22 protein-coding genes and 1 pseudogene are annotated in these 26,151 nt (G+C 62.4%); 11 read left to right on the top strand and 12 right to left on the bottom strand.

Translation table 11 applies throughout. The features are described 5' to 3' along the window. The 7 genes and pseudogenes from AB0O52_RS20425 to AB0O52_RS20395 all read left to right on the top strand — a co-directional run. Positions 1–429: hypothetical protein (locus AB0O52_RS20425; RefSeq protein WP_364541572.1), on the top strand; the 429-nt coding region annotated here is incomplete at its 5' end. Further along, on the top strand, positions 426–974 hold the full coding sequence (locus tag AB0O52_RS20420) for an ATP-binding protein (RefSeq protein ID WP_364541569.1): 549 nt from the start codon (positions 426–428) through the stop codon (positions 972–974). The genes AB0O52_RS20425 and AB0O52_RS20420, both read left to right, overlap by 4 nt. Before the next feature lie 344 nt (positions 975–1,318). Beyond that, positions 1,319–2,758: an MFS transporter gene (locus AB0O52_RS20415; RefSeq protein WP_364541567.1), complete on the top strand. Its 1,440-nt coding sequence runs from the start codon at positions 1,319–1,321 to the stop codon at positions 2,756–2,758. Between the two features lie 758 nt (positions 2,759–3,516). Continuing rightward, positions 3,517–4,338 carry a sugar phosphate isomerase/epimerase family protein gene (locus AB0O52_RS20410; RefSeq protein WP_364541564.1) on the top strand — a complete coding sequence of 274 codons (822 nt, stop codon included), beginning with the start codon at positions 3,517–3,519 and terminating at the stop codon, positions 4,336–4,338. A 155-nt stretch (positions 4,339–4,493) separates the two neighbouring features. Further along, the gene (locus AB0O52_RS20405; RefSeq protein ID WP_364541562.1) at positions 4,494–5,285 is read left to right on the top strand and encodes an SDR family oxidoreductase; all 792 of its coding nucleotides are present in this window, start codon (positions 4,494–4,496) and stop codon (positions 5,283–5,285) included. Between the two features lie 178 nt (positions 5,286–5,463). Next, positions 5,464–5,919, top strand: coding sequence for a DeoR family transcriptional regulator (locus AB0O52_RS20400; protein ID WP_364541559.1), 456 nt, complete (start codon positions 5,464–5,466; stop codon positions 5,917–5,919). Next, a pseudogene (locus AB0O52_RS20395) lies at positions 5,841–6,346 on the top strand (DeoR/GlpR family DNA-binding transcription regulator). Before AB0O52_RS20400 ends, AB0O52_RS20395 begins: the two are co-directional and overlap by 79 nt. Before the next feature lie 222 nt (positions 6,347–6,568). Here AB0O52_RS20395 and AB0O52_RS20390 read toward each other — a convergent pair. From AB0O52_RS20390 to AB0O52_RS20335, 12 genes are all read right to left on the bottom strand, one after another. Then, the gene (locus tag AB0O52_RS20390) at positions 6,569–7,618 is read right to left on the bottom strand and encodes a PDDEXK nuclease domain-containing protein (RefSeq protein WP_364541556.1); all 1,050 of its coding nucleotides are present in this window, start codon (positions 7,616–7,618) and stop codon (positions 6,569–6,571) included. A 178-nt stretch (positions 7,619–7,796) separates the two neighbouring features. Next, entirely contained in the window at positions 7,797–8,234 is a 438-nt protein-coding gene (locus AB0O52_RS20385; protein WP_364541553.1) for a DUF4913 domain-containing protein, read from the bottom strand. 11 nt (positions 8,235–8,245) lie between these two features. Continuing rightward, a complete protein-coding gene (locus AB0O52_RS20380) occupies positions 8,246–10,015 on the bottom strand; it encodes a TraM recognition domain-containing protein (RefSeq protein WP_364541550.1) in 1,770 nt (589 codons plus the stop codon). After that, complete coding sequence (locus AB0O52_RS20375; protein WP_364541548.1) at positions 10,012–11,604, bottom strand: DUF87 domain-containing protein; 1,593 nt, start codon at positions 11,602–11,604, stop codon at positions 10,012–10,014. The genes AB0O52_RS20380 and AB0O52_RS20375 overlap by 4 nt, the downstream gene beginning before the upstream one ends. Then, on the bottom strand, positions 11,604–13,112 hold the full coding sequence (locus AB0O52_RS20370) for an SCO6880 family protein (protein WP_364541545.1): 1,509 nt from the start codon (positions 13,110–13,112) through the stop codon (positions 11,604–11,606). The genes AB0O52_RS20375 and AB0O52_RS20370 overlap by 1 nt, the downstream gene beginning before the upstream one ends. Beyond that, positions 13,099–14,364 (bottom strand): hypothetical protein, encoded by a 1,266-nt coding sequence (locus AB0O52_RS20365; RefSeq protein WP_364541542.1) that lies wholly within the window; start codon positions 14,362–14,364, stop codon positions 13,099–13,101. Before AB0O52_RS20365 ends, AB0O52_RS20370 begins: the two co-directional genes overlap by 14 nt. 1 nt (position 14,365) lies before the next feature. Continuing rightward, on the bottom strand, positions 14,366–15,121 hold the full coding sequence (locus tag AB0O52_RS20360) for a hypothetical protein (protein ID WP_364541539.1): 756 nt from the start codon (positions 15,119–15,121) through the stop codon (positions 14,366–14,368). A gap of 27 nt (positions 15,122–15,148) precedes the next feature. After that, positions 15,149–15,418: a hypothetical protein gene (locus AB0O52_RS20355; protein WP_364541536.1), complete on the bottom strand. Its 270-nt coding sequence runs from the start codon at positions 15,416–15,418 to the stop codon at positions 15,149–15,151. Beyond that, positions 15,415–16,041 carry a DUF6668 family protein gene (locus AB0O52_RS20350; RefSeq protein WP_364541533.1) on the bottom strand — a complete coding sequence of 209 codons (627 nt, stop codon included), beginning with the start codon at positions 16,039–16,041 and terminating at the stop codon, positions 15,415–15,417. The genes AB0O52_RS20355 and AB0O52_RS20350 overlap by 4 nt, the downstream gene beginning before the upstream one ends. Before the next feature lie 33 nt (positions 16,042–16,074). After that, positions 16,075–17,595: a chromosome partitioning protein ParA gene (locus AB0O52_RS20345; RefSeq protein WP_364541530.1), complete on the bottom strand. Its 1,521-nt coding sequence runs from the start codon at positions 17,593–17,595 to the stop codon at positions 16,075–16,077. A 43-nt stretch (positions 17,596–17,638) separates the two neighbouring features. Further along, positions 17,639–18,181 (bottom strand): hypothetical protein, encoded by a 543-nt coding sequence (locus tag AB0O52_RS20340; protein WP_364541527.1) that lies wholly within the window; start codon positions 18,179–18,181, stop codon positions 17,639–17,641. Continuing rightward, positions 18,178–19,257, bottom strand: a complete 1,080-nt coding sequence (locus AB0O52_RS20335; RefSeq protein ID WP_364541524.1) for a CHAP domain-containing protein — start codon at positions 19,255–19,257, stop codon at positions 18,178–18,180. Before AB0O52_RS20335 ends, AB0O52_RS20340 begins: the two co-directional genes overlap by 4 nt. Positions 19,258–19,772: 515 nt before the next feature. Here AB0O52_RS20335 and AB0O52_RS20330 point away from each other — a divergent pair. The 4 genes from AB0O52_RS20330 (at position 19,773) to AB0O52_RS20315 (ending at position 25,129) form a co-directional block, all read left to right on the top strand. Then, positions 19,773–20,105 carry a helix-turn-helix domain-containing protein gene (locus tag AB0O52_RS20330; RefSeq protein ID WP_364541521.1) on the top strand — a complete coding sequence of 111 codons (333 nt, stop codon included), beginning with the start codon at positions 19,773–19,775 and terminating at the stop codon, positions 20,103–20,105. Positions 20,106–20,982: 877 nt separating this feature from the next. Then, the gene (locus AB0O52_RS20325; protein ID WP_364541518.1) at positions 20,983–22,797 is read left to right on the top strand and encodes a helix-turn-helix domain-containing protein; all 1,815 of its coding nucleotides are present in this window, start codon (positions 20,983–20,985) and stop codon (positions 22,795–22,797) included. A 604-nt stretch (positions 22,798–23,401) separates the two neighbouring features. After that, on the top strand, positions 23,402–23,629 hold the full coding sequence (locus AB0O52_RS20320) for a hypothetical protein (protein ID WP_172465678.1): 228 nt from the start codon (positions 23,402–23,404) through the stop codon (positions 23,627–23,629). A gap of 180 nt (positions 23,630–23,809) precedes the next feature. Continuing rightward, complete coding sequence (locus AB0O52_RS20315; RefSeq protein WP_364541515.1) at positions 23,810–25,129, top strand: replication initiation protein; 1,320 nt, start codon at positions 23,810–23,812, stop codon at positions 25,127–25,129. Positions 25,130–26,151: the final 1,022 nt, after the last annotated feature.

Below are 26,151 nucleotides of genomic sequence, written 5' to 3'. Positions count from 1 at the left end.
ACCGTGCTGGACGAGCACTCGGCGTACGAGTGCATCCGCGCCGGCGCCCGTTTCCTGGTCAGTCCGCAACTGAACCCCGCGATGATCCGTACCGCTAACCGGTACCAGATACCAACTATCAGCGGGGCCTACACCCCGACCGAGCTCGTTGAGTCTGCCGAGGCAGGCGCCGACATCCTCAAACTCTTCCCGACCGAGGCGGGCGGCGTCTCCTACGCGAAGGCCGTGCTCGCACCGCTGGCACATCTGCCCATCATGCCGGCAGGTGGCGTAACCCTGGACAATGTGGGCGAATGGTTCGCGGCAGGCGTGGCAAGCGTCGGCGTCGGCAGCTATGTGACGAAAGCATGGCAACCGGACGGCGACTTCTCCCGTGTCACTGGGGCAGCCCGGGCATTTCTATCGGCAGTGGCAGAGGCCCGAAAGTGACGACTCCCAAGGTCTTCATCGTCATCGGTCCTGCCGGATCCGGAAAGACGACCGTCGCCCAGCGAACAGCAAGAGAGCATGGGGCTGCGTACCTGGACAAGGATCGGGTCAGCGGCCGATTCGTCGAGTTCGCGCTGACCGTCACCGGGCACGATCCCACGGACCGCGAATCCAACGACTACTACCGCGACAACCTGCTGCCGCTGGAGTACGAAACTCTCATGGATGTGGCCGGGATAAATCTGCGCCTCGGCCGATCAGTGGTCCTTGACGCCCCCTTCGGGGCCTGCTTCGGAGAGGCGGGCTACATAACCCGTGCGGCGGAGGACTTCCACTGGCCCCCGGCCGAGATAACCGTAATACGGGTCCGTGTTCCTCAAGACGTTCTACGCGCCAGGCTCACCCGGCGGGGCCTGGAACGAGACCAATGGAAACTTTCCCATTGGGAGGAATACTGGTCCGTCTACGGGAGCTTGGAATGCGCGTGGTCAGGCGTGCAGTACCTGGACTTCAACAACGAGACACCCCTTCCGGCGCAGGGGTGATGACTGAACCACCAGACCAGCTCAGTTCGGTCAGTTCTACGGGGCCGCTGTTACAACTCGCAGCATGAATGGGCCACACGACTCCTATCCGACCGAGGCAGCACCCTCTGCCTCCAGCGCAGAGGCGGCAACGCCAGAAACCTGCGACGTGGCTCACAAAAAGACGTTGACAAGCCTCTCGTGTCGCCCTAGTGTGGTTGCAACCGATCTCAGCAACCGATCTCAGCAGCAGATCTTATTGTTCCGGTACAGCCAACCAGGTTAACGGCAGTTGCCAGCCGGAGCACGGATTGCCCCGGCTCAACCCCTAACCCCTCAGCAAACCTGAAAGTATGGAGAGTTCAATGAAGACCTCAAAAGATGCGCCCGACAGCTCGGGCCCTTCTGAATTTCCGGAAGTGCCCGAGCCGCCTCGGCGATCCGTCAACACGCCCCCCGCTTCTGTTAGCAACGCACCACCGATTCCCCGTGGAAAAGCCATCAACATCGTCGCTGGGACACTCGGGCACTTCGTCGAATGGTTCGACTGGAACATCTATGGCGTAATGGCAGTCATTTTCGCTTCGCAAATCTTTCCCTCGGACAGCCCAGCTGCCTCCGTTACTCTTGCCTTCGCTACCTACGCAATCGGATTCCTTATCCGACCTCTTAGCGGCCTCATCATCTCCCCGCTGGCAGATCGCTTCGGACGACGCGGCGTGCTGGCTTTGACCATCAGCCTCATGGCGGGCGGTTCGCTCCTCATCGGTTTCACTCCGCCATACGCAGCCATTGGATGGCTCGCTCCGGCGATGTTCCTCACCGCGCGAGTTGCACAAGGCATCTCCGCTGGAAGTGAGCAGCAGGGCGCAATAGCGTTCATGGTGGAACACGCGCCCGCAAACCGTCGGGCCCTCTTCGGATCGCTCACCAACTTCGCCAGCGGTGTTTCTATCTTGGCTGCAACGGGCACCGCCGCCCTCATCACCACGACCTTGTCGAAGGGGGACCTCAACGCGTGGGGATGGCGCATCCCGTTCGTCATCGGCGGAGTGCTGGGACTCATCGGCCTCGTTGTGCGCGCCCGTGCCGACGAATCACCCGAGGTTGACAAGTCGGCCAAGGTGAAGACCAACTCGCGTTCGCGCCTAGGCAGCTTGCTGCGGAACCACCCGAAGGCACTTTTGCAGTCCGCGGCGCTCTCTGCGCCGGCGGTGGCCTACTACACCTGGTCGACGTTCCTTCCGACGTATGCCGCGCTGACCACTGGGCAATCGCTTGCCTCCGCTCTGACCGCGAACCTCATTGGAATCGGTGTGTTTGTCGTCCTTGTCCCGCTTGTAGGTGCCGTGTCGGATCGGATTGGCCGACGGAAGCCCTTCCCCATCATCGGAGCGATCGGGATGGTGGTGCTTTTCTACCCCCTGATGCTGCTCCTGACTAATGCGGGCTTCGGTGCTTACGTGCTGGTTTCCGTGTCGGGTTACGTCGTCCTCGCGATCTGGCAGGCGGTGTATCCGACGATCCAGGCCGAACTATTCCCGGCCGCGGTCCGAGTATCGGGAATCGGACTGTCGCATCAGCTCGTGATCGCCCTCTTCGGCGGAACCGCTCCATTGATCGCGTCGGCCTTCCTCGGCGCGGGCCAGCCAATGCTCGTGGCGGTGTACATGATCGTGATTGTTGGGCTGTCTTTGATCGCGTACTTCACGCTGCCGGAGACAGGCCCGCGCCGCAATAAGCCCAGCGAGACTGTCTCGTTCAAGGATGCTAACGCGAAGGTCGCCGAGCGCATCACCTCCTGAGACGTGAAATGGGGGGTCCGTTGCGCGTGCGATCAGACAAGCATCGCAACCGCCGCAACGGACCCCACTGCCTCGTTAAAACTTGACCTGGATTTTTGTTTCCTCACTTGTGTGCTGGGCATAATCAGTCAATTCGGGATCGGTGATGACTTCCCCTATCTTTTGCCAGTTCCTTCGAAGAATTGGCCCCATCTTCGCGGCGGGCCGTCCTGCTTGTGGTCGTGCACCATACCGTCAAACCTCCGCTGGTACTCCGCAGCTGTGTTTTCACCTTGCTCCTGCACTGCACGACTAGTCTCGCGCTCGAAGTCGTTGCTGAGCTTATGAAGCACCGCCGACATTTTGGCCGCACTACACGGGAGCCTCGGCGCCGAGCACGTCAGCGAAACCGGCCGGCAGTTCACTCCTCGCCCTACTGGTACTGGTGCATATTCGATTTCGAAATATTCGTGCCTTTAAAACGACGCTGCGGGGCTGCCTTGCTCAAAGTTTTGGCGAACAGGGTCTGGTCGGAACGTTTTCATAGATCCGGAGCAACTGTGGGCTTGTCGACGGAGATTGTCAGGTTGGGGCACACTCCACCCTGACGCTATCGGGCCCCTGACATGCGAGGACTCCGCCCCGCGGTAGAACTACTGCTTGTGCTCAGAGGCCCGCCTAGTCGCACAGTGTGAAGCAGTCGCCCCTGCCCAGTGGGATTTCGCTGAAGTCCAGTCACAGAGCGTCATAACTAGGCGAAGACAGAGAGGATGCCTCCAATGAACGACATGATTATCAATACATTTTCCTATCTATGGTCAGCTACAGCAATCGACGCCATAGCTGAATTGGCCGACCGTGGGTACAAAACTTTCGAAGTTCCGATCAGCTCGCCACATTGCTGGCCGGATGAAATGTCCGCCCAGGAACGTTCAACAACTCGCGCAAGGCTGCATGAATACGGTGCGACAATCAGGTCACTGAACGCCGGGGGCTATGACATCAACTTGGCCAGCCCCGGCGCCAACATGCGCCGCAAGAGCATCGAGCACATCAAATCGGTGATCGACCTGGCCACAGCGTGGGATGTCACCGATGTCGTAATATCCCCCGGCACAAGACGCCCGATGATCTCCCCCTCCCTCGAAAAGACTTACGGGTGGATGTACGAGAGCCTGGAGAATCTCATCCCACTGGCCAAACAGGCTGGCACACGACTGCTCTTCGAGAACACCCCCTACTGCTTCACACCTAACATCCAGGACCTGGCAGGCGTCGTCAGCACCATCAACGACGACACAGTGAAGATCGTGTACGACGTCGCCAACGCCGCCTACATAGGAGAAGATCCCGTAGAAAGGCTGCGCTCCCACCACCAATCGATTGGACTCGTCCATATTTCTGATACGGGCACGGAAAGCTGGGGCCACGATCCAATCGGGACCGGAGTGATCGACTGGAACGGGTTGGGTAAAGCCGTAAAAGAAACGTGCGGCGTCAATAACGTAGTTCTTGAGATCATTCGCGAAGAGAACCCCGTTCAGGAATTCAATAAGGCGATGCAGGATCTCAAGAATCAAGGCTGGGATTTGAGCTATTAGCCAGCGTTCGAGGGCGCGAGCCAGCTGCGGTTAAGACGGAATCTCGGTCTACAGTCCGAATCCTGCAAAACAAGCCGTTTCCGGCCCATGATTTCTATCGTTTTGGTAGTCAAAACAATTTTTATGTGAACCACTAGAAGAAGGAACTGTCTGTAATGAGAGCTCTGGTTACCGGCGGAAGCAGCGGCATAGGGGCGGCTACCTGCGTCAGAATCGCAGAGGCGGCCCTGGCCCGGGGTGTTCACCCGATGATCGCGGTCAGTGGACACGAACGGAACAGCAGCCAAGAGCAAGTCGTTCGCTCAATCCAGTCCCTTGGCGGTACGGCCATCGCACTGACGGGCGATCTCGGTGACCCAGATGTGCCAAGTCAACTGGTAGAGGCCGCGGTAGCTGAGTTCGGCGGGCTGGACGCCTTGGTAGCAAACGCGGGAATCGCCAACCCCGGCGCCATCTGTGAGGTGTCCCTTGAAGACTGGGACAACATGTTCTCCGTTAACCTCCGCAGCGCGTGGCTTCTGGCAAAGGCAAGCTACCCCCATCTGAAGCAGAGCCAGGGCGCCGCCTGCTTTACCTCTTCCATGTCCGGTCAGCTACCCCACGCCGGATCCGGCGCTTACAGCCCCAGCAAAGCTGCATTGACGATGCTGGCCCAAACACTCGCCCTGGAATGGGCGCCGGACGGAATCCGCGCAAACGTCGTCTCCCCGGGCATGACCAACACGCGGATGACAGAAAAAATGTATGAAGATCCCCAAATCAAAAAGGCAAGGGAAAATATCATTCCTCTGGCACGAATCGGTGACCCCATGGACATTGCCAATGTCATCGAATTTCTTGTAAGCCCACTATCAGGCTACGTCACCGGGCAGGACATCTGCGTCGATGGCGGCTTTTCTAAATCTATTCTAAGCCATATTCCCGGTCGGCCCAGCTCAAGATCTTGACGCTTCTGTAACCGATTCCGGGGAAGTGACAAAACAGGGGGCGGCCCCTCCACCGCAACGGTGGGGGCCGCTGTCACGCGCTCAACCTGCCAACCGCCGTCCACATGTTGTGAGCCTGTCCACGCCCGGCACCATAGAGACAAGCAGACGGATCTCCCTAGCCCTGTTTTAGCTGGAGATGAGGACGGGAGACCGGCGTTACCTTGCTCGACGCTTTCGGGGCAGGGCGGCAAACCCAAGGAGAGAAGCCGTGAGCCCAGCAGCGCGACCACTTATCCCCGAACAGCGCCATCAGGAGATGCTTCGGCTTCTGCGCCGCGAGGGCGTCCTGAGTATCCGCAGCTTGACGGACTACATGAAGGTCTCCCACATGACGGTCCGCAGGGATATCACTGCACTGGAGGACCAGGCCAGGTGGTCTCAGTTCAGGGCGGTGTGCGCCTCACCGAATGGACACGCCAGGAACCACCGCGGGAACGTGAGTCCCGCGCACAGTTGGTGCCTGCCCGGAAGCAGGCAATCGCCGAGCTCGCCGCCGGGTTCGTCGACGACGGCATGGTGGTATTCCTCGATGCAGGAAGCACCTGCCAGTCAGTGGTGCCGCACCTCGCCGGCCGCCAGAACCTCACCGTAGTGACGAACGACTTTCACGTGGTGTCAAACCTGTTCGCCTACCCGGAGGTTGAGACGATCCACACGGGCGGTTTTGTTGATCAGTCGAGCGCCTCGAGTTGCGGCCTATCGCCGCCGACGTGGTGAAGTCGATAAACATCGACATGTTCTTCCCCAGCACGGGCACCTGGAACGTTGCCCGGGGTGTTACCACGTCCTCGATGGACAAGGTGGAGGTGAAGCTGGAGGCGTCGTCGTCGTGCTTCCTGCTTGCGGACAGCACCAAGTTCGGAACTGTGTCCCGGTTCAACGTGGCGCCGCTGGAAAGACTGGATGCCATCATCACCGACGACCAACTTCCGCTCGAGATGCGGGACAACATCCGGGACCTGGGCATGACCGTCCACGAGGCCTCAAGCAGAAACAACCCCAACGGTTATGTCGCTTAGCCCTCCTTGGGCATTCCCCCGTGCTGAATCGGGTCTATGAGGCCATTAATAAGGTCAGCATGGGCTACACCCCACCCTGACGTCAGGCAGGCGGGTTACTTGACACCTCAAAGGGCCAGTCATAGAGCCCAAGCTGACACATCCTCAGCAGAATCTACACCTCGGGCTACGCTGTGCTCGTGACTAGGCGCCAGGAAGCTCTAGCGTGGCCGGAGGGGGCAATCATTCCTCCGGCCCTTCGCCAGGCTCGGCCCATTCCAGAGCGGCGACAACATGCCCTTCATTGGGCAGAGCCCGCTTCTCGTCTGCAGGGAGCTTGTCATAGGTGTACGCGGCGACGGCCATCGGAGAGGACGAGCGGCCAAGGCTGTAGCGGACGCTGCGGTCGTTTTTGGTGCCGCAAATGAGGATTCCGATTGTTTCGTTGTGGTGCTCGCGGCGGAGCATGTCATCGACGAGGGCGACGTAGAAGTTAAGTTTGCCGGCATATTCGGGTTGGAACTTGCCGGTTTTGAGTTCAATGACGACATACCGGTTTTGGTCCATGTGGAAGAACAACATGTCGATGAAGTAGTCATCTCCGTCGACGTCGAAGTGAACTTGCCGGCCAACGAATGAGAATCCCGGTCCCAGTTCACGCAGGGTTTCGGTGATGCGGCTGGTGAGGGCCAGTTCGAGGTCTCTCTCGGCAACAGCGCCGGAGAGGCCCAAGAACTCGAAGTTGTACGGATCCTTGGCGATTTGCTGGGCGAGTTCTGAGTCCTGCGCAACAAGCTGTTGCGTAAAGTTCGACGGCGCGGTGCCGGTCCTTTCCAGTGTCCGGTTCATGATCATGTTCAGCAGGACGTTACGTGACCACCCGTGTTCGACTGCTGCCGCCGCGTAGGAGAGTCGGCTTTCCTGCTCAGTGAGTTTGTCCAGCAGGACGGTGATGTGGCCCCACGGCAATTGCGCAACAGGCTGTTGCGCAATTGGGCTGTTGTGCCAGGCACCGGCGAATGTGGTCATGTATTGAATGTTCCGGGCAGATAGGCCTTTCATGTCGGGGAACTCCGCCCGAAGGTCCTCGGAGAGGCGGCGGATGACACCGCTACCCCAGCCTTGGTCCCGTTGTTCCTTGAGCACACCGCGGCCGATGCTCCAATACAACTCGATCAGCTGAATGTTGACTGTTCGAAGTGCTCTAGTTCTTGCTCCTCGAACGGTCTTCTTGAGCTCCTTGAGCAAATGGGCGTAGCCGCCTGGCAGGTCAACATCTCGGGAAACAGTCACAGACTTCATCCTAGGTATAAGCATTCGAAGGAATAGGGATAGACCTCCCCACTTTTAGTAGAGCGAGATAGTCAATCGTGTCGCGGAAATCCTGAAAAGTTTGGGCCGCTTTCTAGCGGCTCATCTCAATCCTTCGTTCCGGCTCGGATCGACCTTCCGTACGGTCGGCCGGGTCGGGTCATGGCTGGATGGTCCGGACATCGGGGAACCAGCCTTCGGGTGCCTTTTTGGGTTCGAGGTGTTCGGGGTCGCGGTGTTTTTGCATGTCGCATTTGTAGAACGGGCCGCGGGGGTCCAGGAGCACGTTCATGTGGTGGTCCGCGTGGTCCCTCCACCAGACGCTGATGCCGGTGGCGCCGTCGAGTCTGAGGTGTTCCCAGGCCCGCCACAGGGCTTCCACGCGGGAGAGTGCTTCGGGGTGGAAGTACCATTCGATGCACCATTTGGCGGCGCGGCCGTCGACGTCGCGGACGTAGGTCGGCAGCAGCTGTTCGTGCAGGAACTCTTCGGCTGAACCGTAGACGAGTTCAGGTGGTTTCTGCTCTTCCGCCGGCCTCTCTGCAGACGCCTCCGTGCCGCCGTTTCCGAGGGCTGTGCTGAATCGTCCGATATCCATGACAGAGTCTCCTAGGTCGTGACCCAGGGATTGGCTACCGGCCCGGCAGCTCCCGGTATCTCCGGTTCTTCGGTGCGGGGGCTGTGGGTCGTGATGGAGGCTTCGACGGCGTCCTGGTGGGGGCCGGTGTACCAGGGCATTGTCCGGACCAGGGTGGCGGGGGCGCCGGAGGCGAGGACGACGGCGCGTCCGCGGTCGAGTTCGGCGAGGTTGGAGACGTCGAAGATGCGTTCCTTGGCTTCCTGGCGTGAGCGGCTGGACCCGGTTTTGCCGGAGGAGATGGAGATGTTGGTGTAGCTGTAGTCCCCGATGAGGTCCGAGAGTGCCCGGAGGAAGCCTTCTTCGGCGACGCCGCCGCCGTAGACCTTGACGTTCGCGGCGGACCAGATTTTCCGCATGTTCGCCTCGCCCCAGAGTTCGACGCCCTGGGACCAGGACTGCAGGATGGCCATGACGATCAGGCCCTTGGAGCCGTAGTGGCTGAACTGGTCAGGGAGCCCGGCCCAGCGGACGACGTTGGCCAGCTCATCGAGGGCGAACAGTGCAGGTTTGGGCAGTCGACCGCCGCTGCGCTCGGCCCGTTCTTCCATGGCCTCGGCGATGGCGACGGTCAGGGCCGTGGTGAGCGGGGCGGCCGAGCCGGCACCTTCCTTGGAGAGGATGTAGATCGTCTCCCGGGAGGCGGCGAAGTCGTGCGGGTTGAACCGGCGGCGCGGATCGGTGGCCACGGAGGCGCCGCGGGCCGGGGCGACCCAGCGCAGCGTGTTTCTGCTCTTGAGGCACTGGATCATTTTCTCGGCGGTGCCGAAGATACCGTCGCGCTGCTTGTCGGCCAGCTTCAGCGTGGACTCCAGGCCCTTGTACTGCAGCTCGTAGTCGTTCTCTTTGAGGATTTCGATGGGTTCCTGGCTGACCTGCTCCGTCACCCACAGGTACACCTGGGTGATGGGCAGCTCCCCCAGCGCGGCGGCCAGGAAGTACGAGGAGAGGATGTCTTCGGCTTTGGGGTCGAAGTACGCATCCGGTTTGGACCCCGGAAGACGCGAACCGACGGCGAAGTGCTGGGTGAGTTTGTAGGCCTTCTCTTCGTCCGTGACGTAGGAGAGCGGGTTCCACCACCAGTCCGGTTCCTCCTGGGCGATCTTCTGGGGATCGAACACCCACACCGGAGCGGACAGAATCCGGACGCCGCGGGTGCCGTCGACGACGTCGCGCTTGTTTGAGGTCGAGACCACGGCACCGGGTGCGTCCAGGATCGCGGGCATGACCCGTGAGGTCGACTTACCTGTCCGGGGCCCCCAGATGTCGATGCTGAGGTCTTCCCAGGACTGGATGAACGTCTGGCCGGTGGAGACCACCTTGCCCACGACGATGCCCGGGGTGTCCTTCACGCCGAGGCGCTCGGCCGTCGCGTGTGCGCCCTTCTCGGAGAACGCGGCCAGGGATTTGCCGCGCCCGAGGTACCGTGCGGCCTTGTCGACCCGGGCCCGCTTGGACGCGCCCTTCTTCCAGGCCAGCAGCACGACGACGGCCAGGACCAGGACCGTGCCGGCCATGAGGGCGGCGGCGACGGTCGACTGGACGGGCCAGGGCACCCGGCCCTTGAGGAGCCCGGCAATCAGATCAATGGGCTGCGCCGGGGGTGCGGCGATGCCGGCCATCCAGGAGCCCAGGTGCGCGGCCGCGTAGGTTCCGCCGCCAAAGACGACGATGAAGCCAATGGCCAACCACACCAGCAGAGCATCACCGAGGCCCATTCCTTTGCGGTTCGGTGCACTCACGGTGTGCCTCCTTCCACGGGCAGAACAGGAGCTGCCGGCTCCATGAGCGTCTCGGCGGGTTTGTTCCAGCGGGTGTTGGTGTCATTCAGTCCCTCGTCCTGTTCGATCGAGGTGAGCCCGATCCGGACGGGGATCCCCGGGCGACCGCCGACCTTGATGAGGAACTTCCCCCGGCCCGGGGGTTCGACGTCGACCCCGCGCGAGTCCCACGCGGGAGGGTCCTGCCAGGAGATGAGTTTCTGCTGCTCCTGGCGGGAGAGGGGGATGGCTGAGGTCAGAAGCGGCATCTCCGAGGCGGGCAGACCGCCGCAAATCACCATGCCGGAACGTTCCACGAATCCGCGGGCCTTCATCCGGTCCTCTTCCGCCGGCAACGCCAACAGATCGGACATGGTGTGGGAAATCATAATCTGCCCGACACCGACCGAACGGTTCAACCGGGTCAGGGCGTCCACCCGGTCCACCATGCCCTTACCTGCGCGCAGCGCCCGCCACAGCTCATCCAGGACCACGAAGTAGTTCCGCCGCGGCTCCAGGCCGGCGTCTGCCAGGGCGTTGGCGACGTTGACCGTCCCGAAGCCGAAGGACCAGCACGCCAGAAGCACGGCGGCCTGCAGGTCCGTCTCGGTCTCGTCGATGCTGGAGACGTCGAAGACCACGGCGCGGTCCCGCCGCATGGGGTTGGTGGTCTGGGCGGAGAAGATTTCCCCCAGCTTCCCTCCCCCGGTCAGGCCCAGCAGGGTTGCCTCCAGCGCCCGGGTTTCCTGCAGGTAGACGGCCATATCCCCGCGGTCCAGGGCGACCTGGCGCAGCTCATCCGGGGCGGAGACGATCACGTCCAAGAGGTCCTTCAGGACCGGGATGCCGTCGAACGTGTCATCGAGGACCCGCAGGGCCCGGTCCAGGATCGTCTGTTCCTGGTCCGTGGGCGGGTTGTTCCGGCTGATCGTGATCAGCGAGACGACCATGTTCAGGCGACGGCCGTGGGCGTCGGCCCGGACCCGGGTCGCGGCGTCGTGGTGGCCGTTGGCCTCAAGAAGCTGGGCGACCTCGACGGCCTGGCCGGGATCAAGAATGTTCAGGTACCCCACGCCGCGGCCCAGAGAAATGACCTGCCCGCCGAGAGCCTGGACCGCCTTGATGTGCTCGCCTTTCAGGTCCCCCAGGACCAGGGGGTGGACGCCCTGGGCGGAGAGCCCCAGGAACATGCGCCGGACCAGGGTGGACTTCCCCAGGCCGGGCTTGCCTAGGATGAACGCCGAGGGGTTGGAAATGAGCCGCGCCCGCTGGAACCAGCTGATCGGGTCACAGCAGACCGTCGCCTGGGTTTCCTCGTGGCGGCCGAGCGGGACGCCGATCATGGGCGAGGACGCACCAGAGGAGAACGGCCACAGCCCGCAGACCTGCACCGTCGTTCCCCGGTACTCCGTCACTGACGGGACGAGACCGGCCATGCCACCGCCGCGCCCTGCCCAGCCCCGGGAACCGGGCCCGGCCTCCCGTGGTTGCCGCCCCGCCGGCGCCGCCGTTACCGCTGTCCGCTCTGGTGCTTTCCTGGACGGGCGGGTGAAGAGTTTCATGCGGGCCATTACAGGGCGTTCTTGATTTCGGAGGGCAGCATGCTGTGCTTGGGCAGGACCAGCCCCACCGGCAGGGAGGCCGCGAACGCGGTGTCCTGCGCACCGTAAGCGCGTCGCAGCAGCACCCGGGCGGTCCCGGAGGTCTGTTCAATGGCCGCGACCGCATCAGGCAGGCGGTCCTTGTCGGTCACGGTGGCCGTGACGACCATCCCGAAGTTCACCAGCCCGGCGCCCCGCGCTTCCTCCTGGGCGGTCTGCACGGCGGAACGGGCATCGACCAGGGCACGGGCGGAGGGCCGGGTCCCGGAAGTGATACGGACGTTGGCGTTGTTCTGGTCCCGCTCGACCACGGCAGCTGCCCGTGCGGAATCCATCGGACGGTACAGCAGCGAAACCCGCTTCCGGTCAATGTCACCGTGCGGGGCCAGCAACCGGGACAGGACCGAGGAGTTCACCGACCCCCGGGGTGCGCCGGTCATGGTCCAGGAGACCGAGAAGGCGCTGTCGTGCCGGTAAGTATCCCAGCTTGCCTGTGTCGCGGTCGGGCCGACCTCCCCCCAGGCCAGGGACACCGGGGACCCGGCGGCGTGCGCTTCATCGATGATCAACGCCGCGGGCGGATCATAGGCGATCCGGACAACTTCGCAGAGTTCCTGCGCTGACATCGGGCGGGCGATCCCGGCGCCGGTGGATTGCAGCCGGGCCGACAGGCCAGGGATCCGGGAGGCGAGATCCCGGGCAACATCTTCGGGTGAGCGTCTCTTCGACCCTGCCCGGAGGGAGGCGTTGAACGTCAGGGACACCCAGGCGCGAACCGTGGCCGATCCTTCCGGGTACGTGTTGACGACCTCGCGCAGAATCGCCTGGGCAAAGGCCGGCGCGTCCGGGTCGATGTTCATTTCCACTTCGTTCCGCAACCGGTACCCGGAATCCGGGGCGGTCTCCACCGTCACGGCCGCGGCGTCCAGGCCGGCCTCATCCGCCAGCCCGGCGAGCCAGCCGCCCCAGTTCGCCACCCACGCATCAACCTGCTCAGGGTCCACCAGTGAGGCCCCGTCGGGTTCGGTGGAGAAAATCACGGTGAAGTGGCTGGTGGCCGGCACGTGCAGCAGCGCGAACGGGCGCTTATAGGAGTCCGTGAACTCGTACAGGGTCGACTTCGCGGCAAGCCCGGGCAGCTGGTAAATGCCCCAGTCCGTCACGCCCAGGGGGCCGGAACGGTAGAGATTGGTTCCGGAGGACCGGGAGATCCGGAAGCTCATCCGTGTGGCGAACCGGTCCACAACGGACTGGCCGTGCTTGTCCTTCACGGTCAGCAGGAGGGCGCTGACCCCGGCGACGGCCAGGACGGCCAGGCCCGGGAACAGACCCCAGATGGCGAAGCTGATGATCCCGGCCAACAGTCCGGCCATGACAATCCCGGTGCCGATGGCGCCGAGGTTGCCCAGCCCGGCCGAGCGCGGTACCCGCCAGTTGCCGTAGGACGGTTCCTTGTACTCGGTATTAATTGCTGCCACTGGGGCCCTCCTGCGGTGAATCATGCCGGGTTGAATCCTGCGCGGTCTGCTGTGCGGCCTGCGAAACCTGGCCGGCTATCTGTGTTCCTGCAAGGACGGCGCCTCCTACGGGACCGGTTCCTGCTCCTTTGCCCGCTCCGGTGGCCGCCCCTGCGGTGCCCGCGGTTGTGGTGGCTCCGCCAGGACCAACTGGACCTGTCGAGGCTGGTGTCGGCTGGCCGCCGTTTCCCTTCTGGCCAGGTGTTCCGTTACTGCCCTTCGGGGGCGTGCCTGGCTGGCTGGTTTGCGTGCTCGCCGGGGTCGGTGCGGCATTGCCCCTGCCGCTGCCGCCCCGGCCCAGGGACACGGCACCTGTAGCCATGGCACCCACGGCCGTGCCTGCCCCGGCTCCCCCGCCGGAGGCGACGGCCCCGACCATCGGGGTCACGAACCGCATGAGTGCCGGCAACGCGAACAAGGCAACGATCATCAGCGTGAAGCCCGTAATGGAACCGGTCAAAGCGTCCTTCCCGGTGTTGTTTCCCATGAGGAGGAACGCGACCGAGTAGACAATGGCCGCAGCGGGCTTGTAGAGGAGGAAGGCAATGGTCCAGCCGACGGCTTTCTGGAACCACTGCTTGCCCATCTCCGTGTTCGTGAAAGCGGCCGTGGTGGGCAGGATGCCCGCAAGGATCACCAACATGCCGCTGCGCACCACCATGAGGACGATCTGAACGAGGGAGGCAAGCAACCCGATCAGGCCCAGGACAATGAGGATGAACACGCCGACCCCCGTCTGGCCGGTCACGACCAGGATCTTCATCGACTCAGCGAAACCCTTCCCGTCAGTGGAGCGCTGGATGATGGCGGCGGAGAAGGCATCTGCCGCGATCACCAGTATCGAGATCACGCCCAGGCCCAATCCCGTGGCGAGGGCGAGCGTGACCAGGGACCGCAGCAGGTCCTTCAACGGTGCTCCACGTTGTTCCCAGATCATCCGGATGCCACCGAGAATGACGGCCAGGACCGCCAGCGTCAGAGTCCAGACCATCAGCTCGTTGTTCACCATGGACACGACGGGGCCCGGCGTCGTTCCGTCCTCACTGGCCAGGTTCACCGCGGGCATGGACACCCAGAAGGTCGACAGTGTCGTCACCATTTGGCTCATGCCCTCCATGATGGACTTCGCCAGATTCGTGATTGCGTCGTTAACGGCTCCGGCTGCGATGTTCCCCGCGACGCACGTTAGCTCCCCCCACTTGCACTCAGCCATCTCAGGCGCCTGACCAGAGGATGAAGCCGCTCAGATCACTGAGCTGGGAGACGCCGCTGAAAGTTACTCCGTCGTCAGCCGGCTTCACTTTCCAGTCACCGTCCATCCAACGCATCGAAAGGATCGTATGGACCAGGACTCCTTTGTTTGTCTCGAAAGCTAGGTCCACATTGGCCTCCGAGGCAGTGTAGGACTTGAGGGAGAAGCCCTTTACCTGAATGGTCGTGGCGGATCCGGTGGAGGCAGTCGAGCTCGCGGCCTCGCTCATAGCAGCGTCGCGTCCCTTGCCCGGAACGAGGAGCTTGTCTGCCAGCTTCACCTCAAGCGGCGGCGAGCCCGCCGAACCCAGTGCGCCAATGTTCATGGCGGAATAGAGCGCGCCCGTCGGTGAATGCGCAAAGCAGGACCGGAATCCGTCTGAGTCGGTCAGTCCCGGGCCAGCAGTCAGGGGATCGGTGGGAACGGCCATTTTTCCGACGAGTTCCCATTTGGACTTCGGTGCTGTTCCCAGGGCTGTCTCCGTGCTTGAGGGAAGACCGCAGATGCTCCTTCCTGCCGCGTCTGCTGACGTCGTAGGTGTCGTGGAGGTGCTGTGCGGCGATGGCGCGGGGGCTGCGTGGGTGTTGTCCTGTCCTTTGGGGAGCAGGAAGATGACGAGGGCTGCTGCGATCAGCGCGACCACCAGCGCGGCAGCAAGGATGAAACCGGGTTTGGTGAACGGATTGCTTTCGGTGGTGCGCTCTGTTGACTGGCTCATGGTGAACCTCCCGTTGTTGGTGCTGGTTTAGACGAAGGCGCGGACGATGCCGGCGGAGCTGGTGATGATGATGCAGCCAAGGAGGACCCAGCCGAGTTTTGCGATGGCTTGGGCGCCCTCGCCGCGTTGGAGCTGGATGACCATGCCGATGCCGACGATGATGACGCCTAGGACGCCCAGGACCAGGCCGATGCCGGAGGCCCAGTTCAGGATCGTGAGGAGCCCGCCGGCCTCCGTCGGGACGACCGGGGTGGGGTTGGGGATGACGCTTCCGTCAAATACGGCGAAGGGGTTCATGGTGAGACCTTTCGGTTGATGGTGCATGGTGCAGTGTCGGTAGCCAGGACGGCCAGGTCGGTGATGAATCGGTGGTACTCGCCGGGTAGCGGTGGTGTTGTGGAGTCCCCGTGCCGCCAGGCCTCTACCCAGGGAAGGGTCCAGAGCCGGGGCGCTCCCCCGCCGACGATGGCGGCGAAGTCCCGGAGGGCTTTGGGGGTCTTTCCCGGCGCGTCTGCCAGGACGGCGAGGCCGAGCAGGTCCAGTTTCGGTGCCGCCCCTGATGCCCATTGGGTCAGGGCGTTCCTGGCGGTTGTCAGGCCACGCATGTCTGCCCGGCAGACCAGCAGCACCCGTGGTGTGCTTCCGTCCGGTAGGACGGGCCAGCAGTGATCGGTGACGCGTGCCCCGGGCAGGAGTTCGGCGATCCGGTTTTCACCGGCTCCCCCGTGGGCGCCGGTGATCCAGAGGGCCGCGGAACCTGGCATGGTGCGGCGGCCCAGGCGGTCTGCTGCGTCCGGTTGAACCATTCCCTTCAGGGGTGCAGTGATCACCGCCGCGGGCGGCAGGTGCGTGGCCGGTGCTTCCTTGTCCGCACTGTCGGCGGCGTCTCTGGTGATCCAGGGGTTCAGGGGCTGTTGCATGGTTCCTCCTTCCAGAGCCTGTTGGTGGGTGTCTTAGAAGCCGGCGGCGACGGCTGCTGCTGCGGCCAGCCATGCCCGCCGGGTGGCGGGTTGGAGGGCTTCGTAGCGGATCGGGCCGTTGACCAGGGCCGGGTCGTAGGGGATCCGGACGACGGCGCGGACGAACGGTTCAAAGCCGTCCGCGATCCGCTGCGCCTCGTCTTTGGCCCGTTTGAGGGCTTCGCCGGTCATGCTGCGCTTGGCGTCGGTGGATTCGGAGACGATGACGACGGCGTTGCGGGCCAGTTCCTCGTTGTGGCCGCCACGGGATTCGAGGGTCTGCAGTGTAAGCCGGGCGGCTTCGGCGCGGTCTTCGATGGCCGTCACGGGGACGACGAGCTGGTTGGTGTGGTCGATCATGCGGCGCCAGTTCGCTGCCCGGGCGGTGTTGCCCGAGTCCATGACGACGAGCCGGTAGTAGCGGGTGAGGACCTGGTGGGCGATATCGACTTCCTCGGCGGTGACTTCGTGGTCGCCTTCTTCGTTCTCGTCCGAGCGCAGGACATCGAACTTGTCGGCGGTCTGGTGATGGACGAACTTGGCGATTTCGGCGGCGTTTGTTGCCGGGGAGAGGAGCTCGGTCGATGAATCGATCAGGTCCAGGACGCTCCGGTCGTGGGAACCCTTTTCGGTGCGCCAGCCCAGGGTGCCTTGGGATTCGTTGTTGTCCCAGGCGACGGTGGCGGCGCCGCTGTAGCGGGCGAGGATTGCCGAGAGCATCACGACGGTGGGGGTCTTGTTCGCTCCGCCCTTGCGGTTGACCACGGCGATGGTGCGGGGACCGGGCCAGTGCTGGCTGACGGTGCGGATGTCCTCCCGTTCGGAGAGTTCTTCCGCTGAGGGGTCCATCCGGAATCCGAGGCGTGTGAGTGTCCCCCTCCAGCCCTGGGTGGCCGGTTCCAGTACCGGGGCGCTGACCAGGAACGAGGTCTCCTTTAGGGTCCGCCGGGTCGGAGGCGCTTTCTCTGCGACGGTAGCGGTCTGCGGTTCCACGGGGTTGGCCGGTGCCGGCGTTGGGCCGGATTCGACGGGGTGGGGCGGAGAGGGCTGCCCGTCTGGTGCCGCAGCAGCGGGGACTGCTGGGGGCTCTGAGAGGGTGGCTGCGGGTCCTGAGAGAGTGGCTGCGGGTTCTGTCGGGGCGGCTGCCGGCTGGGGTGCACGAGCCGGGGCGGTATCGGTCACGGCCGGGGCGATGGTCCCGGGCGTGGTTTCGGGAGCTTCTGCACGGCGGCGGGCGGGGCGGGGCTCGTAGGAGACGGATTCGATCTTGTTGTCCGGGTGCACGATCAGTTCACCGTGCCCTTCGGGGTCCTCGATCTGGACTCTGACGGGGCGCTTGAGTGTTTGTGCCTCGCCCACGACGAGGGCCAGGGCGTTGTTGCGCAGGTCCTGCAGGGTTTCCCCGGCCGGAACGATCCGGGAGTTCCCGGCGACGATGACCTCGGCGGTCCGGTTTTCGCGGACGATGGCGCTGATCTTTGGAAAGGCCAGGACCTCGGTTGGTGCAGTACCCATGAACTTCTTCCTTTACGTGTGTGCGGTGGCAGAGGTGCGGCGTTTAGGACGTTGGAGGTGTGAGCCGGTTGACCTTCCACGGGGCGTCCTTGCCCGTGCGGAGCAGCTGGACGGTGTAGGCCCCGGCGTTGGTGGGGACCGCGGCTGTGACGCCGTATCCGTTGGCTTCATCGACGGACAAGGTGGCGGCCCCGGTGACGTGGCTGGCCGGGATGTTGGCCGGGTCCACCGCCGAGTAGTCGGCGGTGGCCTGTGGTGTCAGCCAGCGGGCAAGGTCGTTGGCCCATTGCTTTTCCTCCACGGCGGGCCGGGCGAAGTCGGCCATTGCGTTCTGGGCGGTTTCGATAGCTTTGTCTTTGCTGGCCTGGTCCCAGGTGATGCCGGTGGCGGCCGGGGCTGTTCCTCCGGGCGCCTGTGGGCCGCTGCCGGCGCTCAGGGAGACGGGCGCGGACGCGACAGGGGTGGTGCTGGCTGATTCTGCCGGTGCCGTGTCCGCTGCCGCGGCGCAGGAGACGCAGAGCAGGGCCACGGCAGCCAGGGCGGCGGTGAGCAGGGGCACTGTCAGCAGGTTCAGGGGCTTTTTCACTTGTTCTCCTCTTGGGCGGGCAGGTACAGGAAGGCTGAGGGGACGTTGTTGGCCACTGTCCGGGTGTAGTAGCTGTGGTCGTTCGGGGGCGGGTTGCCGTTGTAGCCCTCTTCGACGTAGCTCCCGTTGTCCTTGACCTCTTTGACGACCGCGACGTGGCCGAATGTCGGGTCCGCTCCCCCGGCTCCCGGCGCGTACCAGACGACCGCACCGACCCGGGGGGTGCTGCCGGTAGGCCAGCCCTTGGCGTCCCATCCGGCCTTCCACGTCACCGCGGAACCCAACCGTTGCCCGTCCGGGCGGAAGGTGCCGTTGAGGAACCTGAACGGTGCGCTGGTGGAACCCATCTGCTGGTTCACCCGCCATAGCGCGAAGTCCACGCACTCCCGGTAGTACATGTCCAGCGGCGAGGTGCTGGCCTTGTTCACCCCGACCTGCATCCAGGTCGGGAAATTTTTCCACGGGTAGTCATCCCCGGCCCCGGACTGGCCAGGGATGGCGCAGCTGCTGTCGTCCGGGCTGAATTTTTGGTCGGACAGTGCTTGGACGAGTTTGACCGCCCCGGGCCAGTACTTCCGGTAGTGGTACGGATCGGCGTTGCGCTGGACCTTGTTGGCGGCGATGGTCGGCTCCATTAGTTCCCAGCCGGGAACGGCCTGCAGGGCCTTGATGAAGTTCCTCGCGCTGATGGCGGGATTCATTCGGTCCGCGTAGGAGCCCCACGCGCCGTTGCCGCGTTGCTGGAACAACCCCCGTGAGTCCGGGCCGGGCCCGTCGCCGGTATCCAGCACCCGCAACCCCGACTCCCCGAGGGCGACCATGACGCTGATCATCTGACCCTTGACGGACAGGCCCAGCGCCTTTCCTGCACCCATGATCGCCCCGGCGTTCTTCAGCTGCTCCGAGGTGTACCCCTCAACCTTGGTGTCGGCGTCGATGACGACGGAAACACCCGGGCCACAGCTGGCCACCGCCGGCTTCGCAGGGGCCAGCAAGAGCAGCATCGTGAAGATCAGACCAAGGAACAGCCCGGGGATGGCAAGCAGCGCCACCAGGGCAAGTGACTTACGCTCCATCAGAACAGTCCCCGGCCGGCGGCTCCGACCGTCAGGACAACACCACCCGGTCGTACCGGCAGAACTACCCGCGGGCGGCCATCCTTGAAGGCCCCGGCCTCCCCGTGGAAGGTCACGAGGCCCGCGCCCTTCGGAGCCGGGAGGGCATTCCGGAAGGCGTCCCCCAGACCTGTGCAGCGGGCGAGCCCAACCGGCGTCGCGGGCCACCGCACCCCAACGGGCACCACCCCACCCATCTCCAGCACCTCCCCCTTTTTGCCCCGTACGGTCCCATTTCCTTCCAGCCCTCCACGACAAAATCCATCGATTGGAGCCGTGCAATCCTTACGCAAACCGGCGGTATGTTCTTGTCACATCCATTGAAGAGACCCATCTCACTTCCTGAGTGACATATATCCGTCATAAAACAGGTCAACCGGTATGGTTGTTTGCGATTGAAGCGTAGCGCATAGTTTAACTATGCGCTACGCTTCTGGGTATGACCAAGTTCAAAAGGTTGGGGCAAGATATAACTCATGCCCCGCTATGTCCGACCGAAAGCGCCAGCCTCCCTGGAGGCGGCAATTGATGCGTTCGGCGGCAATCACGCGAAGGTTGCCGTCCTTGGCTTCCTTACAGAAAAGGGCCCCGCCACGGCGGCCGAGGTTGCCGACGGCACAGGGCTGGGTCGGCCGACAGTCAAAGCACACCTGTATCAGCTCGCGGACGCAGGGGTGGTCGTTGCCGACCCGGCGCGAGTGCTTCCCGTCCAAGACCGCACCGGGCGGCGGGTCAAATATTCCGTGGTCACGGATGAACTCCGCCGCCACTACGAGGCCCTGGGCAGGTCCTTCGGGCTGGTCGATTAGCCGGGATTCACCGCATGATTTGAATCGCGTAGTCGAGCAGGTCCGAACTCAGATGGGCAGCACCGAGACGTCCAGCCAACTTCAGCTTCTCCGACGGCCGGTAGACGACCATGCCATCATTGGCCGTCGGCGTGCTCAGGCGGGGCAGAGCCGGAGTGACCGAACGAGGCTAACTCGCCACTGGAGGAGACACGAGGACTTGGTGCGGCTGATGTTGATTTCGGTAGAGTGTTTCTGTTTCAACACGCCGAAAGCTGTTTCAGTTTCAATGCCGGGATAGATCACTCCCCGGTGATAGTTTCGGTTTCAGAGATGCCGAATTACCCAGCAATTCGACTCTCAGGGCCCACTAAGACATTCGGCCCGACCAATCTATTGAAGCAACGGCGGCTTCCACTGCCGAGTTCAAAGGACAGGGATGATGGCACCTATAACCCGCACAGGCAGGCGCTCCAAAGGCGACCGCAAATTCGTCGGATTCCGCATCGCTACACCGAAGGCAGACGCAATGGACCTCATTGCCAAAGCGGAGGGGTACCAGTACGTAAGCGACTGGCTGTCCGACTTGGTCGACCAACGTCTGGCCAACACTAACCTTCACGCAATAGTTCAGCAGGAGGAGTTGCCACTTAGGCGCTTAGCCTCATAAAAGAAGAAGGCCCGCAATTAGCGGGCCTTCGACGAAGATTGAGACTTACTTTCTGGATTGCTGGCCGGCGAGACAGTAAGTAAGTCGAGTGGTTGACCCTCACAGGCCCACCTTTTTGCTGCTATAAAACCAGTCTGGCAGGACTGGCCCTTTGTCATTCCATTCGACAGGAACAAAGTTATCGTACCCCAGCACGCTCTCGTGCTGCCAGCTGCCCTCGGCGTTGGCGTGTCGCGCGATTCAGATGACCCCGCAGAAGTGTGGGCTGCACTTGCACCCATGCTTGCAGGCCAGCCGCGCATGCGGCTCTCACGGGACGCAGGAAGAACCTACCCGCAAAAGCACGAACGGAACCTCACCGAAACCCTCCCGTCGTTGCCTGCAGCAGTCCGGATCTTCGGTAAGGACGGCACCTGCGCCGCGATCTTCCTTGACTTCGACTCCTCGGTCGCCGGCATTGATTGTGTCCTGGCTGACGTCCGCGCCGTTCAGACTTGGCTGCACAATTGCGGGGCTCGCTGGATTGAGGACCACTCCCCTAGCGGCGGCCGTCATGTCTACATCCCGCTGGCCGAACGCGTGACTTTCTCGGAAGCGCGCGACTTGGTTGAGGCACTCGGCACACGGTACCGGACGCTGGATAAGACCCCGCACCAGAACATTCTTCACGGTTGCATGCGCACGCCCGGGTCCCCACACAAACGTGGAGGCCACCAGGAACTCGCCATGTCCCTGTCCATGGCTTACGACATTGCACGCCGACCCAATTCGGTCTCGGTCTGGTCCGCGATGAACGATGACCTGGCCAGCGAGATAGCCGCAGTTCGGGCGCTGCGCCTCGAGCAGGATTTCACACCCGCGGCCGACGATCCACTAAAGGTCCAGCACCCCGCAGGCCGGATGTCACGTGCCATGCAGCAGATGGCCCTCACCGGGCTTTACGACGCGAACCGGTACACCTCCGATTCCGAGGCCAGGCAGGCAGTTCTCACCGGGGCCGCAGCTGCCGGTATGGGGCTGGCCGAAGTCGAACGGCGGATTCTGCAAGGGATCTGGCCAGGGCTTGCATCCTTCTACGCTCGGTACGGTTCCCGACACCGGCTGTCGGCGTTGCGCCGTGACTGGGTAAAGACAGTCGACTATCTGAGCAAAAACAAGGAATCTGCGGACCGAAAGAACAATGCCCGTATATTCCCCACAAGCCAGCCAAATACACAGCCCCAGGGGATCCAAGGTATTCCGACTACGTCGAGTTCCGATGCAGAGCATCGGTTCATCAGAACCTGGCAAAATGCTCTCCGTTTGAAAGAACACGCCTACACGGATTCCAGGACGGGACTTGCCCGCCGCATGGTGTTGCGAGCTTTGGGGGAGGCGGCCCACAAGACAGCATCACGTTTTGTTGAATTCGGCGTCCGGTCTATTGCGGTGGCCACGGGCCTGGATCACACGACGGTCGGGTCGCATCTGAGAGCCTTGCGCAGCGAAAAAGATCCTCTGGTCACCCTGGTGGAAGAAGGCCGTGGTACCAAGGGTGACCTCTATATGTTGACGGTCCCTGAAGATGTAAAGCTGGCCGCGGAAGACCTGACATGGCGTAAGGGCAAAGTCCATGCCCTTCGTCCTGTCTTCAGGGAGCTGGGGTTGCCGGCGGCATTCGTCTACGAAACCCTCGAGCAGTCCCCCGGTCTGTCAACGGCGGACCTCGTCCGGATCACCCGACTTTCACGTACCGCTGTCAGCGAAGCGCTCGAAGTAATGGCCGCCTGGAACATGATCGCCCGGGACACCCGCAAAGACTGGTCAGTGGTACCGACAACTTCGCTGAAGGAGCTTGCCGAACATTTCGGGGTTCTTGAATCCGTCGCCGTCCAACTGCAGAAGTACCGGACAGAAAGGATCATCTGGCGGGAGTGGCTGTCCAGGCACGTCAATACCGCCGCCGAGCTCCTGTCACCGGGTGAAGACTATCCGTGGGAGTCGTTTGAAGGGCCTCCAGACGACTGGACCCTGTCACATTTGGCGTTCACGAGTGTCCCATGACGTCCCGGGATGAAACCACGCAGCGCATCTCAGTCATCACCCCGAAGGTTTTAACACTGATGGGCCACAATCCGACACGCCGACACGCCGGATCAAAAAATGATCTTCGAACCCCTCGTCTTCATCCAGCGGACACCAACCAGCCCGCTCTCCCTGGGAGCGCGGCAGTTCCGGTTCCCAGACGCGAAAAAGGTTCCTTTATCGGAAATGGAACCATTCCACTATTTGGACTTGAAATGCTCTTTCAATGACCCGGAAAGTCCGGAAAACCAATGGTTCCATTTGCGCTAAGACCGATATTGGTACCTCGAAATACCGCGTCCGTTCAGATGCCCGCGCGGCCCTACTCCCCCGTCATTCGGGCGATCAAGACCGGGAGGCTACAAACTTTTTCAGCCTCCCGGGACTCGGCTTTAACCGGTGGTAAGTTCAGATGAACCGGAAAAAGTTACAGGAAATCGTGAAAGCGGAGTCCTTAGCTTGGACCACCCGGTCCGGTCCGGCAACAAAGTTCCAGAACATCGCATTAGCATCTGGCCAGCCTGCTAAATCCATCTTGGAAGCCCCAGGCACCAGGCACGAGATTCGAAGGACGTTGGATCACATGGCTACCTCAGGAAACCGTGGAGGCGGACAGCGAAGCAAGGGCGACCGCCGCTTCGTTGGAAGCCGCGTACCGGTGGATGTTTACGATCGGCTGGCCCAGACAGCTAAAGCAGAAAATCTGACGGTCAGCGAGTTCGTGGCTGCCCTAATCGGCGAGAAACTGGGTCCGGAAGGTCCCAATTCCCTACGACTGCAAGGAGAGCTGCCTATCGGCCGCATCGCCTAGACACAAGAAGGCCCGCACTAGGCGGGCCTTCCGATGAAATCAATACTCTGCACCTGACTGCTTCCCGGCTACCCAGGCGCTGAGCGAGGAATGGCTCTTTTGAGGGCTATTCCCTAACAGAAACCCCCGAAAGGGTCCTTTGTTATGCCTGTCAGTCTACACGGGCAGCTGGACTCTTCAATGCGTGGAATTCGGCGCGTCGCCACCGGCGCACCCGATTCCGCACGCCCTGAGGACCTCCACCATGCCGTAAAACAAGCCATCGTCCGCCACCACCGCATTCATGTTTTCCGCGGCGGTCCGACCAAGCATTCCGCCTACCTACACCGTGGTCTCGCCATGGCTCATTTCCAGTTCATCCAGATCAACCCCGGAGACTACCTGAATTTCCTCGTCGTCGACGTGGACCATGACGACGCCCTCGTGCGGCTACTGCACCCTGCCGTGCCTGAGCCGCACTGGATCATCGAGAACCCCGCCAACGGCCACGCACAGGCCGGCTGGATGATCGAGCCTGTCCTCCTTGGACAAGGGGCACGGCCACACCCGATCCGGTACGCACAGGAAGTCCAGCGCGCCCTGGACCTGCTGACCGTCAACGATGCCGCTTTTACACGCTTCCTTGTCCGGAACCCTGCTGCCCACTCCCCCGCGGGGGATGTCCGCTTCGGCCGCCGTGTTCAGCCATACTCCCTTGGTGAGCTCCGGCTTCACATGCAGAACTATCGCGACCCGTTCGACGAGGAGTTCTCGGCCTGGCCCTCCTCCCCGGCCGTGGGCGCTCCACAGAGGCCCCCAGAGGCTGACGCTGCCATCGGGAGAAACAACGCCATTTTCTACCGCACCAGGAGCGAGCTGTGGGGCCGCTACCAGGCCACCGGAAAGTTGCCGGCTCTGGAGGAATCCCTCGATTACGCAAGTTCCCTCAACAGTGCACTGACCACTCCCCTCCCCCACCGGGAAATCCGCGATCTAGCAGCATCGGCGGTGCGCCAGGTCGCCAACGGCAAGGGCCGGTTACGCAGCGGCGCAGTCAATACGTGGTTCGCAGCAAAAGGCAGGAAGGGCGGGCAGTCGACGACCCGTTCCAAGCGTGCAGCAGCCGCGGAGAACGCCCTCAAGGGCACCCAAGCGCGTACGAGCCAAGCCGATACCGGAGCGGCCAGGGCAACAGCCCTAAGGTCCCTGGGACGGACTTTGGCAGATATCGCCAAGGAGATCGGGAAGAGCATCCGGACGATTCAGCGATATCTGTCGCGAGCCCGCAAGCAGGACGACATTACCCAAGCATCAGGTAGTAACCCTCAGCCCTCCTCTGACTCACGATCGTCATCGCAGCCGACCTGGAACCACTCCCCCACCTTCCACCCAGCTCCTTCACGGCGTCCTCAACTCCGTACATACCTCCCCATGCTGCCCGCCTTGTCGCCCGGACCTCAGATGAACGGCTTTCCGGCACTTCTTTACTTGGCGCAAATGCCCCCATTCTGGCTGGCTTAGCCACGACCTCCGGTCTTCCACTTCCCCTCCCCTGTGATGTTGAGGTTTGAAAACTGGGACGCAAAAAGGTTCTATTTGCGGACATAGCCGGAATGGTTCCATATGCGTCCATTGATCCTTAGGTTCCGTTCGGTTCAAGCTCCGCAGGCACCTATTGCTCAAATGGCACCATTTGAGCAATAGGTGCCTGCAGGGGAACCATCGTGCGGGATGTAGAGACTCACGACACAACGAACTACAGAGAGACCTGTAATGGCTGGCGGCAGGTCCTGTCTGATGCTTCTGGGCCACTCGTAGACGCCAGACGCGTCGCGTCAACCGCAACATCGATTCCCAGGGAGCTCAGTCCTTCGCTGGTTGCCACGACGAAGTGGTTCACCAAAGGTACGTAGCCGGGCGCATCCCGGTGTCGGGACGGGGTACTCGCAGGGCGCCTGGGAGATGAGGCTTGCGGGGGCAGCAACGTACCCAAATGGCACCATTTGCGCAGCGGGTGCCGGTTGTTTCAGAAGTGGGATTAGCGTAAAGGGCACCTTTTGCGGATTCAGTACTTTACGCGCAAAAGGTTCTATAAGAGTATTTGGTGCCTTTTGCGTAAACAGAACCGCTCGGCCCACTCAGGACCATTGGCGCATATGGAACCTTTTGAGCATGTGCCACCATTGCGAACCGGGCGCAAATCCCACCATATGTGCATGACGGCCCGAGTCGAGCCCTCGACGCAAATCCCACCATATGCGTAACTGTCACTGGGGGCCTCGTGGCTGATCAGCCAGGTTTCATTGGCGCATATGCCACCATTTGCGTTACCCGGTCCACCACGTCTTAACACGAGTGCGCTACCAAAAAATAGAACCTTTTGCGAATCCTTGTGTTTACGGGTGCTTAGTTCCTCAATGTTGATAGCTTGTCAAAGGGAAGGGTTCGGAGGTGATCCAGTTGGAAGAGCAAATGGAACCATATTCTCTTCGGGATGTTGACACTACCGTTGATCCCGGGGAATTAAACGGAACTATATGCGC

Source organism: Arthrobacter sp. NPDC080073, from assembly GCF_040686575.1.
Taxonomy (GTDB): domain Bacteria; phylum Actinomycetota; class Actinomycetes; order Actinomycetales; family Micrococcaceae; genus Arthrobacter.
Note: the sequence above shows the minus strand (reverse complement) of the source record. Positions and strands in the feature narration are given on the sequence as shown.

What these genes read in the sequence shown, in the direction of transcription:
- AB0O52_RS20415 (WP_364541567.1), top strand. Translation starts at nt 1,319, where the DNA reads ATGAAGACCTCAAAAGATGCGCCCGACAGCTCGGGCCCTTCTGAATTT.
- AB0O52_RS20410 (WP_364541564.1), top strand. Translation starts at nt 3,517, where the DNA reads ATGAACGACATGATTATCAATACATTTTCCTATCTATGGTCAGCTACA.
- AB0O52_RS20405 (WP_364541562.1), top strand. Translation starts at nt 4,494, where the DNA reads ATGAGAGCTCTGGTTACCGGCGGAAGCAGCGGCATAGGGGCGGCTACC.
- AB0O52_RS20400 (WP_364541559.1), top strand. Translation starts at nt 5,464, where the DNA reads ATGAGGACGGGAGACCGGCGTTACCTTGCTCGACGCTTTCGGGGCAGG.
- AB0O52_RS20385 (WP_364541553.1), bottom strand. Translation starts at nt 8,234, where the DNA reads ATGGATATCGGACGATTCAGCACAGCCCTCGGAAACGGCGGCACGGAG.
- AB0O52_RS20375 (WP_364541548.1), bottom strand. Translation starts at nt 11,604, where the DNA reads ATGGCCCGCATGAAACTCTTCACCCGCCCGTCCAGGAAAGCACCAGAG.
- AB0O52_RS20365 (WP_364541542.1), bottom strand. Translation starts at nt 14,364, where the DNA reads ATGGCTGAGTGCAAGTGGGGGGAGCTAACGTGCGTCGCGGGGAACATC.
- AB0O52_RS20360 (WP_364541539.1), bottom strand. Translation starts at nt 15,121, where the DNA reads ATGAGCCAGTCAACAGAGCGCACCACCGAAAGCAATCCGTTCACCAAA.
- AB0O52_RS20355 (WP_364541536.1), bottom strand. Translation starts at nt 15,418, where the DNA reads ATGAACCCCTTCGCCGTATTTGACGGAAGCGTCATCCCCAACCCCACC.
- AB0O52_RS20350 (WP_364541533.1), bottom strand. Translation starts at nt 16,041, where the DNA reads ATGCAACAGCCCCTGAACCCCTGGATCACCAGAGACGCCGCCGACAGT.
- AB0O52_RS20345 (WP_364541530.1), bottom strand. Translation starts at nt 17,595, where the DNA reads ATGGGTACTGCACCAACCGAGGTCCTGGCCTTTCCAAAGATCAGCGCC.
- AB0O52_RS20335 (WP_364541524.1), bottom strand. Translation starts at nt 19,257, where the DNA reads ATGGAGCGTAAGTCACTTGCCCTGGTGGCGCTGCTTGCCATCCCCGGG.
- AB0O52_RS20330 (WP_364541521.1), top strand. Translation starts at nt 19,773, where the DNA reads ATGCCCCGCTATGTCCGACCGAAAGCGCCAGCCTCCCTGGAGGCGGCA.
- AB0O52_RS20320 (WP_172465678.1), top strand. Translation starts at nt 23,402, where the DNA reads ATGGCTACCTCAGGAAACCGTGGAGGCGGACAGCGAAGCAAGGGCGAC.
- AB0O52_RS20315 (WP_364541515.1), top strand. Translation starts at nt 23,810, where the DNA reads ATGCGTGGAATTCGGCGCGTCGCCACCGGCGCACCCGATTCCGCACGC.